Raw genomic sequence first — 12,227 nt, forward strand, 5'->3', positions numbered from 1 at the left:
ACAAATCGAATATTGCACTTAATTAGACAATTCTAGAAGCATATTCGTACTTCTTTAAAAACTTTGATTTCCTAGTGGACTTCTTGGCATCCCCATCTGTATGTGTTCTTTTTTTGATAGTTGAGCTTTCAAATAAGTTAATGGGCTATGTTCGAATATTTTATTTATTTCACTTTCTAAATAGAAGGCTTCATCATTTCCGCTACACAGCGACTCAAACCATTGTTTAACTTCTAATGGATATAAATTACCTGAGATAGAAGAAAGTCTATTAAAACCTAAGGCGACTTTTTCTTTTAGTTTATTTTCGCCGCCTGCATAGAAATAAAAGTCTTCCGGCAATACTGATTTTAACTCAAGGATGCGATTTTCATCTCCTGCTTCCTTCAAGCCTATAACACGACATGTTTCCACTATGTTTAAAAAAGAAGCTGTTTCCAAATTGAAGCCAGTTCGCTTAGGGTTATTGTACAGAATCATTGGTTTTTCACAAGCAAACGAGATCGCTTCTACATACTTTACCGCTTCTGACTGTGTTGGTAAAATATACGGAGAAAATCCAACAAGGATACTCGAAATTTTTTCTTTGCTATCAACAGCTTTAGCTAAAGCCACTGCTTCTTTTTGGCGTATACTAGATAAGCCAAAAATAATTTCAACATCGATCTCTATCCTATCCTCATTTTCAATCTCATTTAATAACGAGATTTTTTCTGCAAGAGTTAGGCTATGTTGTTCTCCTGTGGAGCCGCATACTAAAAATGACCGCACACCAATCGTTTGCAGATAAAGGATATGATCCAACGTTGCTCGTACATTCAGCGCTTCATCCTCATAAAAAGCAGTAGGCACCGCTACATGATAGCTATTTTTCAGTTCATCTGACATCTGTATCTCTCCTTTTCACCTAGAACTGGCTGATTCGTTCAATTCTTATTAGTCATTACGTTCATTAGAAATTTTATAAACAATGACCTCTATTTCAATATCCGCACCTAATGGTAATTCCAGAACAGCTACACATGTTCTTGCCGGAAAAGGTTCTTTAAACATCATTTTATAAACTTCATTCATCGCCTCAAAATTTTTCATTTGTGTTAGATAGACATTGACTTTTACAACATCGTCTAAACTAACATTGGCCGTTTTCATCACTTCTTGTAAATTGACAAAACACTGTTTTGTTTGTTCTTCAATACTCCCTGTTTCTTCGATATAATTAGTACTATTTTTAGCAACTTGACCTGAGAAAAACAGATAATTACCAGCATCGATTGCATGCGAATACGGTCCTGAAACAGATACGTTGTTTCCTGTATAGCTTTTTCTTTTCATATAAATATTGCTCCCTCCAATTATTTTTGAGTACAAACTTTCTTTAAGTCTAACATAGCAATATAAAGTTGCTACACCGTTTGCATTTCTTCTAATTTACAGTGAACTTACAGGAAATTTTTGCCACATATTGATTTCTTTTTTAGATTTTTGCGGCATTGGATAATGCGTAAATTGGTTCGTAATTATCCTAACATACGTTTCTTGCGTTGAATCTCCAGACCACAAATACCGTCCTAATAAAAAAGAAAAAGCAACCTCTTCCCAATTATCGTAATTTTCTTTAAGCTGATGAGAGAACTTTTCTAAATAGTGCCAAGTTTCTTCTTCTGACAAATAGCCCAAATTATAGCAAACTCGCGCCACATTAGCACCGCGAAGGGCGTCCCAAGCAAAGATTCCTTTGCAATTATAAATAGCATTTTCATCTATTGTTCGTAGCTCACCATTATCATTATATACCTGGATACCATTTGCAGCAGTAATCAACTGAGTAAGATGACTATCGACCACATATCTCGAATCTAATTGACGCAAAATACTGCTTAAATCTATTTCCTTTCGATGTCCAGAATCAAACAACCAGTCAAGTGTATCTATCGTTGTTTGATGATTAGTGATCGACCAGTCTCTTTTAAATACTTGTCTTCGAATCAATTTAAGAAATGGTTTTTCCAAATCAAAGCTTTTTAAACATATCATTGTCGGATATGGATCATGACTATAAATCGATGCTGCAGCTAAATATTTTTGCTTATCAGCTGGAGCCTCATAAGCTTTCACAAAAGAAGCTATTTTCTTATCCGTAACAAATTTATAATATAGCCAGTAAATGAAGACAATTCCAACCAACAATAAAAGGATCACTCCAACATAGCCTGCTAGACTTTCTCCATCAGTACGTGAAAACAATCTACTCAACAATCTACTTAATACCCTACTCATTCTATTAACTCCTATCTTTTTTCATTTTACTTCATTATCGCAATCAATTTCATCTATTTAATAACTAAAAAATCTTCTTTCTCCTTTCTCTTTTTATTAACTATACAGAACCACATCATTAATTGGAAGAGTATTTTTTCATTTTTTTGTATAAACAGTTGGTTGTATAAAAGCCTATAAAATATCATTTTAAAGCTTTATTTACTCTTTTTTTACCAAAAATATTTCATCATATTTTTTCGTTTTTTATCAATCATCATTATTTATTTTGATAACTAAAACAAAAATATAGGAAATGAAATATAACACTACGAATTAAGAATTGATGCCTTTAAAAACGAAAAACATTAGAATTGATTTAATCATCGTCCTTTCTTATTTTGCGAATCGATTATTTCAAATCTTCCTATCGCTAAAAAAAAGACAAATGTATGATTCAACAGCAATAAATAGATGATCACTTTCTACAACATAATTTCTTTAATTTTTCTCATCACTATACCTTGTTTTCATTAGTATAAAAATATTACCGCCTGATATTTGGATAAACTGATCACAAAAAAAGAGCAAAACAAAACTAAAAATCAGTTTTGTTTTGCTCTCAAAATTTGATGCTATTGTTTAACTTTGTTTTTTGGCAATAAAAGACAGCCTAACAAACCAGCGATTATTGCTGTAATGATGATACAAATGATTCGATCGATCCAAATATTAGTTGGAAACTTCTGAAAAAAGGCTAATGCCCGATTCCCAACACTGATCGACAGATAGATGATAACTAGATAAGATATAACTTCTCTTGCACGACTCATTGCTGCCCCTTCTTTCTCTCAGTACATTTATACTAGCATACGGAAGGTGAGTAAACTACTTACAAAAGATTCCATAACCTTACATCTATGAAAGCTACATTTGAATCGTCATTGGACTTTCATAACAAACCTAAAAATATTTTTATTAGATGATGACTCTTTCTGTATCAAAATAAATCGAAAAGCACATTCGCGTCCCTTCTAATTCTTTGAATGAGAAGTTCCACTCTTGTTTATCTAGTATTTGTTTCACAATGAATAACCCTAAGCCTGATCCTCCTGTTTCCCGATTCCGGCTGAAATCAGGACGATAGAATGGCTCGAAGATTTGACTCAACTCTTCTTTCGACAAAACTTTTACTGCTTGATTCTCGATAACTAATGTATGCTGATCCAAAAACAAATCGATTTGACCATTCGTCTTAGTATAACGAAAAGCATTACTTAAAAGATTATTGATTACTTTGCCAAGTTCATCTTTATTTCCTTTGACGAAGCATTCTTCTAAATGTACAATTAATTCTACCTGATTGACTTCTGCAAGCAATCGATAAGTTTTAAGCTTATCCTCAATGACCTCTTTTAGGGAAAAAACTTCCTGATTCGTTTCCTCCAAAGAAAACATGTCCAACTTTGAAACAGTCAAAACATTTTGGATCATGTCTGCTTGCTGCTGTAAAATCTCTTTACATACTGCTAGATAATACTCGCGATCCTTAAATTTTCCAACATTATAAATCATACCGTCAATGATGCCCATCAATGAGGCGACCGGTGTTTTTAATTCATGTGAAGTCACGCGCATAAATTCAGCTTTAGAACGTTCGATCCCTTCTACTTTAGCAACCTCAGCTTTTAATGCGTCAATTGTGGTAAGCAACGTCTGGTCCAATTGATTAATGTCTTGAGCAAGTAAAGCCAATTCATCTTTTCCTTTGATCTCACATTTTATCGTATGATCCAAGCTTAACATTTGATTTGTCGCCATAGATATCTGCTTGATTCGTTTGGTTGAAAAACGGCTATAGAAATAAGCTGCAATACCGCCGATCAAAAAATCGATCACTAAAAGAAATGGATAAATCTGCAATAATACCGCACTAGCATCTGAAATCGGCTGGAGTGAATACAACCCCGTCAATAGGTAGTGCGTGCCCTGGTTATCTTTGATTGAACTTGTCATCTCTTTTACTCTGTTCGACCCTGATAATTCCACATCCATCGTGTCTGAAGAATCTACTATCTTCGTTTCTCCCTGATCACCTAATTTAATACTAAACGAATCATTTTCCTCGCCAAAATAAGGATGGATGATCTTTCCATTTTGATCCGACAAAATTAGTGTGATCGCTTCTTGCCCTTTAAATAATTGTTTATCTATTTTTCCCCGCATTTCTTCTAAAGACTTCTTATCCAATTCATTCGTGATCTCACCAAACTCGTGCTTGATTCCATTAAGCTTTGTATATTCATAATAAATGGGCATCACAAAATATAAAATAGCTAATGAAACTGTCGTTACTGTAAAGATGACAGAGATCGAAAACAAGAAATTTTTCCACATGATTTTCATTTTAAGACCTCGATTTTATAGCCCATCCCTTTGATCGTTTGAATGGACAATAAAGGTAATTTCTTTCGCAAATTCTTCATATGATTGTCGAGTATCCGACTATCTAAATAATCATCATAACCCCAAACTTGATAAACTAATTGTTCACGAGTTACTAAATTACCTGCTCTTTTTGCTAAAACAGCTAAAATTTCATATTCTTTTTTTGTCAAAGAAATTTCTTTCTCTTCATATGTCACAACACAATCGTCAAGATCGATCAAATAGCCATCGATCTCGATCTGATTACTTGGTCTGTTCACTCTCAAAACATTTTCCACACGTTTCATCAAAATGACTGGCGAAAAAGGCTTCACGATATAATCATTGATCAAATGATTAAAGCTGACTAACTGAGTATATTCATCATCGATCGCTGTTAGCATAATAACTGGTACATTAGATGTCTCCCTAACTTTTTTTAGAATCTCAATTCCACTAATGGAGGGCAACATGATATCCAACAAAAGTAAATCAAAATGCTGCAATTCAAATTCCTCTAACGCCTCTTCCCCATCTTTTACAGAGACAACCTCATAGTTTTTTTCCATCAAAAATTCTGTTACAACCTGATTGATCATTTCATCATCTTCAACGACTAGAATTTTTACCATGTTTACAACTCCTTATTCAAAGCGTAATGCTTCGATTGGATCCAGCTTCGATGCTTTCATCGCCGGCAATAACCCAAAGACAATTCCAATTATACAGCAAAAAGCCAGACTAGCAACAACTGAAATAATTGAAACGATATACGGATATTCCAACACACGAGTTATTATAAAGCCGCCTAATAAACCGATCAATACACCTAAAATCCCTCCTAGTAAAGTAATGACCACTGCTTCTACAAGGAATTGCTTTAAAATAACTTTCCTTCTTGCTCCTAAAGCTTTTTTTACACCGATTTCTCTTGTTCTCTCAGTCACTGACACCAGCATGATATTCATTACTCCAATCCCGCCAACCAAAAGAGAAATACTGGCAATCCCTGCTAAAAGAATAAAGTTGGATTGATTGAACTGTTCAAGGCTTTTTTGTAGCTCTTCCATATTCCTCACACCATAAACATAATCGGATTTAGGTATTTCTTTATTTAAAACTTTTGCAACTTTTTTCGCTGCAATTTGTAGTTTATCCGTATCTGTTGATTGAATGATCACTTTCGGTGCGATATCGATCTCTGAAAAAATCTTATAAGCCTGTTCTAATGGGATATATGCTTCTTTTTCAACAAAGCTATATGGACTATCATCCTCTTCTTCAGCTTTAAAAACACCTTTGACTTCAAATGGCACTCCTTTGACCTCTACATATTGCCCGATCCCATCTTGACCTTTAAATAGTTCCTCATACAAGGTTTGATCCAAATAAATGATTTGCTTATTTTCTTTAAAATCCTTTGAATCAAAGCCCTCTCCTTTTAAGATTTTCAACCTTTTCAATTTATCGATATTTGGTGTTACAGCTGATACTTTGCTTTGAGCCTTGCTTGCCTGACGGTAAACATTCGCTTCCGTTTGATACGCTAATCCCGCATCGATCACGTCTGGAACCTGCTTCACTTTTTTTAATTGTTCTTCACCGATTTCCGGTATATAACTTGGTTTTTGTTCTTCTTTTCCAGAGCGAAGTGATGGATCGAATGAGCTTTTTTTATCATATTCAACTTCCATCGTATTATTGCTGCCGCCTATCATTTCTTTTTTCATATTTGCTGTATTACCTTCAATGATACTAAAAATCGAAATAATTGCTGCGATACCAATAATCACACCAAGCATTGTCAAAATCGAACGCATTTTATGTGCCAATATGGATTGGATAGCAACGCCGATTTCCTCCATTACACCATCACCTCTTTTTGTTGTGAGGTATCACTTGTGATATTGCCATCACGCAAAACGACCGTTCTTTCACATAGCTCGGCGATTTCTGGCTCATGAGTAATCAAGACGATCGTTTTTCCTTCCAAGTGAAACTTTTTAAATAGCTCCATAATCTGAACACTCGTTTTTGTATCTAATGCCCCGGTAGGTTCGTCCCCTAAGATAAAACTTGGATCTGTCACTAATGCTCTTGCTATCGCTACACGTTGTTTCTGTCCACCGGATAGTTCCATTGGTTTGAACTCGCTTCTCTCCTTTAGACCAACCAAATCAAGCATTTTCAATGCACGTTCACGCCGTTCCTGTTTGCTGACTTTACTGTATGTCAATGGAAGCTCTACATTTTGACAGGCGGTCAATTTAGGCATTAAATTAAAATTTTGAAAAACAAAGCCGATTTTCTGATTTCTTAAATCGGCTAGCTCATTATCAGATAAAGTGCTCACCCCTACATTTTCGATTTCATACTCGCCGCTTGTTGCTTTATCTAAACAACCAATGATGTTCATCAACGTTGATTTGCCAGAACCAGATGGCCCCATAATAGCAACAAATTCTCCTTCATCCACCTCTAAGTCGATTCCTTTTAATACTGGAATTTCTGTTTGCCCTTGCCAGTAGGATTTTTTGATTTGTTTAAGGCTTAACATCTTCACCTACCTCCATTCCATCTTTCATGCCTGTTTTTGGTAGTGCGATCTTATCCGTTTGCGCAAGCCCTTCGTTGACTGACATTAAATTTTCACCGACTGGTGTTCCTTTGATTTCATGGCGCTTGATTTTATTGTTGTCTATTTTCCATACATATTGTTTATTATCTTGTGAAAGGATATATTGTTTATTTAAAATAATTTTGCCGCTTTCAAATTCTTTGGGCAACACTTTTACATAGACATGAGAACCAATGATCGGCATTTGATCCGTCTTGTCGATTAGGACTTTGTAAGGAAATTTAGATAAGTTGGGATCTTCGTCTTGTTTCTTGTCTTTTCCTGCTTCATCTGAGCTTAAATTAGCAACTTGAACGATTTTCCCCTGCCACTTCTTATCTTTATTTTTTCTGTCGATCAATTCTACTGGTTGATTTAGTGACACTTTTTCTCTATCAAATTCATTGATATCACCGTTGACAAATAGATTCGAATCGTCAATGATTTCCATAAAACTTTCTTCACGCTGCTTTTCTTTCGATTGGTTGATCAAATCCATATTCAATGATTTGATCGTACCAGCATTATCTGCAACGATCGTATCTGCACCTAGTCTCTCCTGTTCATTCGTTTGCATCAACTGGGCTTTTTCCAGTTCGCTTTCTGCGTTCTTTACTTCATTATCTCCCGTCAACCCTTCTGTATACGCTTGGTCGACTTCACCTTCTAATGTCTTGATTTCACCTTTTAACTCTTCCGTATTCTCTTTATCATAATCTGCCTTTGCCTGGTTCAATTGTGCTACCTTTTTATTGTAAGTTTCCCATTTGATTCCAGCACTGCTTCTTGCTACTTCAACGGCTCTGGCTTTAGCTTCTGCATCCAGTTCAGCTTCTTTTGTTTTCATTTGCTGATCTGTTTGATAGGTAAATAGTGCTTGACCTTTTTCTACACGATCTCCTTCTTTGACTAAAACTTCTTTGACGGTTCCTTTATCAGGGTCGATTTTTATTTTATTAGTGTTATTCGCTGTCACTTTACCAGCTAAGGTCAAATCGCCCGCTTTACTTTCTTCAACTAAAGATTTGACGCTTCTTTCTTCCACTTTGTTTTCTGGATTAGATGCATTTATATTTTGCTCTTCAGAAGAGCTGAATGCATTTATCACTATAAAAGTAATTAGTGCGACGATCACAATCGCAAAACCTATCAATAGAATTTTTTTTCTATTTCTTTTTCCTACGGCTCTCATAATTATTATCTCCTTATTAAAAATGGTTTCAAGAGAAGCTTATTTCCCTTGAAACCTCCTCATTTTTTATCTAAACTTACTCTGAATCATCGTCTCCACCGACGGCTTCTTCGAGTCCTGCCCCTTGTACTTTCATACCATCTTTCATGGTAAATTCATCCATCTCCTCACCGTCAACAGTGATTTTTTTCTTACTCTGAACATTATCTTTGAAATCCTGTTTTGTTTTATACCCTTCTTCTTTCGTCTCTTTTTTGTTACAGCCTGTCATTGCGCTTAAAGATAGTGCCATCACCATTGCTAAAATAATTTTCGTTATTTTTTTCATATCAAATCTTTCCTTTCGATTCATTCGTTTAATTTATATCTATTTGATAAAACTTATTATAGACAAGTCATCTGTAGTTCTTCTAAAGCTAATCTGTTTTTTATCTATTTTTTTATGTTACAAAAAATAATCAGAATTTTGAGCTTTAGATCAAGCCTAATTGCAGTGTTCTTGAATAGAAGACAAAACTATGTTAAGGTTTCTGTAACGAATTAGTGACGGAAGAAGGGGTTTTATGTTTGTTTTTATTGGTTGCGCAGGTGGTGGAACATCCAGTATGTTTTGCCAACGAATCGTCAAAGCTTCTGAAAATTCTACTTTAAAAACAAGTTTTGATGATTTTGAAAGTGTGATGCGTCATGAAAAAGAATTATCAGCAGAATCAGATATTATTTTTGCTTATGGTGGGATCGATGCGATTCGCCCTCAAATCGTCTATGATTTTACTCGTTTATTTGATGTTGTTCTTATCGCACCGCAGGTCCGTTTTAGGACAAAAGCAAAAAAAGAATTATTAGCGGATTATCCAATTGTCGTTAAAGACATCGATGCTCGAATATTTGGTTTAATGGACGGAGAACGTGCGCTTGATGGTTTATTAGAGGAATTGATCACAATTGATAATGAACGTGGATATCAGTCCAAAAAGAAAGAAAATAATAAAGCAGATGACAAAAATATTGACATCTTTATTTTAGGTGGGGATCGAAAAGAAGTATTTTTTCAGGCCTTTACAAATGCGCTTAGAAAACTCGGGTTAGTTTTACTTGAGGAAAGCTACTCTTTAGAGCGCTTATATACAGACCCTAGTGAAGAACAATACGATCTTCGTCTGCTTTATGGCAGTTCTAGCTTGATTACAGAGGAAGAATTTCCTAAATTTGCACGACGAATCGATCTAGTGTTAGAAAAACCTTTTTTGTACAGCAATTTCGATAAGAAACGTCACTGGTTAGAGGATTATCAAATTCCTTTACTCTCCTTTGATCCTGTCACATACTCAAGAGCTGAAGGAGAGCTAGAATTAGAGCGGCTACTTCCAGATATCATAGATGCAAGTCTCTACACAGAATTCACAAAGGAGTTTGACACCCTTTTATCAGAACAGACTGTACCTAAACAAAGAAAACACTTCGGTTGGTTTTCTTGGCGCTGATACATTATCAGAGTGAAAATAACAATCATGTCCCAACATTAGCGGAATACTTTTAAGATAAGTCTCACACATCCTCATGTTTATAGCGATTTAAACAGCCATAAAGGTAGTTTTTTTATCTCAATAGATTAGGATAAATGACAATAAAAATAGAAAAAGTCCAACGAATGTCTGATTTTTTTCCAACCCTTTATTGACCCTAAAAGGGTTTTCCTATAAAATGGAAAGTAGATAGAAACGAATAGAATAAAAAAAAGCACTTCATAATTTAGCTACCAACTAAATCATGAAGCCCTGAAAAGTCAGTGAACACCTGACCAATCAAGTTGCTTAAGCCAATAGTTATACATTGACATCTTCCATTTTACTCAATTTTGACAAAAATTTCTAGAGTTTTATACTAGTTTTTTCTGACTTGGAAATGTTTATGCTTGTTTATTGTCCTTACAACGATGTTGGATCTGTGTCCAGCATCGTTTTTTTATGCATTCGTTTCTATCTTAGGGGACGCGTACTTACTTTTTTAATCATCACATATACTTGTCAACCAATCATTGACGCATAAAAGCTGATCCCAACCAGCTTTTTCCCATTCTCCTGGATGATGTCATTAAGTAAGTGTCGTTCCTCTAAAACTAATAGTCAATTACTACTCCCAAGTATTCAATAAGAAAGTACAACAAAATTAACTTCGTAACCTTTTTCAATACTTCCTTTTATATACGACACTCATTATTTGTACTTTCTTCATTGATGACTATTAGGGTTGGAAATAAGCCTGATCCGCTTATTTCCAATCTATTTTATTCTATTCTTGAACTATGCATCTCTTGGTGACATATCATTCTTTTATAAAAAGCATTGTTTTATTTCTTTAGATAGTCAATTCGCTTTTTGGATCAATACCAACCAATTTTGAACTTCTTCTTCAGTTGAGAAAATATAGACCGTTCGCCATTTTCCTAATAACTTTTCTTGAATAAACACTTTTCGGCCTGCAGAAAATGCTGCTGTCATTTCTTTTTGTATATTCGCTAGTGCAGTCGGATTGCCTTGCTTTTTTTGTGTGATCGCTTGAAAGATAGTGTTTTGCTGCAGAAAGACTGCCTCCTTTTTTTTAGACTCTCCAAAGACACGATACATTGCTTCATAGGTTGTCAGCCAGACCGTTCCACTCTTTTTGATTTCATGTGCTTCAAATTTTTTTCGCAATACAGCTTGACGAATCGTATTTCCTCCAGCAAGTCCCCATTTTTCAGCAGCCTCTGTAAATGTTAATACCTGATTCAAATCAATCATTTATCTGATCCTTTCTACTTCCAGTCTCTTTATTGTATCATGCCATTTGATTAGAAAAAATAGATCAATTTAAAAATGGCTGTTCAGCTTTTTGAAAATGAGTATTGATGAAATGAGCGATTTCTTGTAACTGCGTAGATTCGATGCGATCTCGTTTAATCAAATAAAATTTTCTTTGGTAGCCTTGGTCTAAAGAATGCCAGTTTATTTTTTTCGTCAAAGCTTTTTTAGATACAATCGATTGTCCTATTCCCTTATCCAAACAACGGATAATGATTTCATTATTTTTAATGATCATTTTTTTCGGACTCAAATTATTTTCTAAAAAATAGCGTTCTGTATAATGATAGACGCCAGAGCTTTCTTCTCGAACCAACCATAGCTCACTTGATAAATCACCAGCGTGAACTAATTCATCATTCAAAATTTCCTGACGAACAGCCGTTTCTGTGATCAAGGGCTTCTCAATAAAACCAAAGTGTGCTTGATGCTTTTCTATTTTCTCCAACACTACTTCTGAATTATCCATCTCTAAAACAAATGAGACCTCTGGAAAATACTGCACAAGTTCTTTCATCAATTCTGGTAAGTAGTGCACTGCAAACGTATTTGAAGCAATGATCTTACAAGTTGCTTTCGGAATTGATTGTGTTTTTAATGCTTGTAAGATGTCTTCCCAATCATCCGTTAGATTCAGTAGATGATGATATAAAATGTCTGCCTGTTTTGTCGCAGTCATTTCTTGCCGTCCACTTCGTATAAACAACACGATATCCAACTCTTCTTCTAGCTGCTTTACTTGATTAGAAACAGCTGGTTGAGAAATAAATAAGGTCTCTGCTGCTTTTGAAAAATTTTTTGTTTCGTAGACTGTGCGGAATGTCTTCAGTAATTTAAACATAGAATCCCCTTCCATTCATTTCTCTTATAGATATTATTTTAACTATTT

The 12,227-nt window shown here is 34.9% G+C and carries 13 protein-coding genes; 1 reads left to right on the forward strand and 12 read right to left on the reverse strand.

What is annotated here, in order from left to right:
* Positions 1–54 precede the first annotated feature (54 nt).
* From A5889_RS06210 to A5889_RS06255, 10 genes are all read right to left on the reverse strand, one after another.
* Positions 55–888, reverse strand: coding sequence for a dihydrodipicolinate synthase family protein (locus A5889_RS06210; RefSeq protein WP_087640948.1), 834 nt, complete (start codon positions 886–888; stop codon positions 55–57).
* Between the two features lie 48 nt (positions 889–936).
* Positions 937–1,335 carry a RidA family protein gene (locus A5889_RS06215; protein ID WP_087640947.1) on the reverse strand — a complete coding sequence of 133 codons (399 nt, stop codon included), beginning with the start codon at positions 1,333–1,335 and terminating at the stop codon, positions 937–939.
* Between the two features lie 96 nt (positions 1,336–1,431).
* On the reverse strand, positions 1,432–2,280 hold the full coding sequence (locus A5889_RS06220) for a DUF1266 domain-containing protein (protein WP_087640946.1): 849 nt from the start codon (positions 2,278–2,280) through the stop codon (positions 1,432–1,434).
* Positions 2,281–2,894: 614 nt separating this feature from the next.
* Positions 2,895–3,092: a hypothetical protein gene (locus tag A5889_RS06225; protein ID WP_087640945.1), complete on the reverse strand. Its 198-nt coding sequence runs from the start codon at positions 3,090–3,092 to the stop codon at positions 2,895–2,897.
* Positions 3,093–3,237: 145 nt separating this feature from the next.
* Positions 3,238–4,665: a sensor histidine kinase gene (locus tag A5889_RS06230; protein ID WP_087640944.1), complete on the reverse strand. Its 1,428-nt coding sequence runs from the start codon at positions 4,663–4,665 to the stop codon at positions 3,238–3,240.
* Entirely contained in the window at positions 4,662–5,318 is a 657-nt protein-coding gene (locus A5889_RS06235) for a response regulator transcription factor (protein WP_087640943.1), read from the reverse strand. The genes A5889_RS06230 and A5889_RS06235 overlap by 4 nt, the downstream gene beginning before the upstream one ends.
* A 12-nt stretch (positions 5,319–5,330) precedes the next feature.
* Positions 5,331–6,551 (reverse strand): ABC transporter permease, encoded by a 1,221-nt coding sequence (locus A5889_RS06240; RefSeq protein WP_087640942.1) that lies wholly within the window; start codon positions 6,549–6,551, stop codon positions 5,331–5,333.
* The gene (locus tag A5889_RS06245; RefSeq protein ID WP_087640941.1) at positions 6,551–7,243 is read right to left on the reverse strand and encodes an ABC transporter ATP-binding protein; all 693 of its coding nucleotides are present in this window, start codon (positions 7,241–7,243) and stop codon (positions 6,551–6,553) included. The genes A5889_RS06240 and A5889_RS06245 overlap by 1 nt, the downstream gene beginning before the upstream one ends.
* Entirely contained in the window at positions 7,230–8,495 is a 1,266-nt protein-coding gene (locus A5889_RS06250) for an efflux RND transporter periplasmic adaptor subunit (RefSeq protein WP_087640940.1), read from the reverse strand. The genes A5889_RS06245 and A5889_RS06250 overlap by 14 nt, the downstream gene beginning before the upstream one ends.
* Positions 8,496–8,571: 76 nt before the next feature.
* The gene (locus A5889_RS06255; protein WP_087640939.1) at positions 8,572–8,823 is read right to left on the reverse strand and encodes a hypothetical protein; all 252 of its coding nucleotides are present in this window, start codon (positions 8,821–8,823) and stop codon (positions 8,572–8,574) included.
* Between the two features lie 235 nt (positions 8,824–9,058).
* On the opposite strand from A5889_RS06255, the gene A5889_RS06260 reads away from it, so the two are divergent.
* On the forward strand, positions 9,059–9,979 hold the full coding sequence (locus tag A5889_RS06260) for a PTS sugar transporter subunit IIB (protein ID WP_087640938.1): 921 nt from the start codon (positions 9,059–9,061) through the stop codon (positions 9,977–9,979).
* 882 nt (positions 9,980–10,861) lie between these two features.
* Here the strand turns inward: A5889_RS06260 and A5889_RS06265 are convergent.
* Complete coding sequence (locus A5889_RS06265; RefSeq protein WP_087640937.1) at positions 10,862–11,278, reverse strand: helix-turn-helix domain-containing protein; 417 nt, start codon at positions 11,276–11,278, stop codon at positions 10,862–10,864.
* A 64-nt stretch (positions 11,279–11,342) separates the two neighbouring features.
* Entirely contained in the window at positions 11,343–12,179 is an 837-nt protein-coding gene (locus A5889_RS06270) for a LysR family transcriptional regulator (protein WP_087641542.1), read from the reverse strand.
* Between the last annotated feature and the right edge of the window lie 48 nt (positions 12,180–12,227).

The sequence above is a fragment of the Enterococcus sp. 9D6_DIV0238 genome (genome assembly GCF_002174455.2).
In the GTDB taxonomy this organism is placed as follows: Bacteria; Bacillota; Bacilli; order Lactobacillales; family Enterococcaceae; genus Enterococcus_L; species Enterococcus_L dunnyi.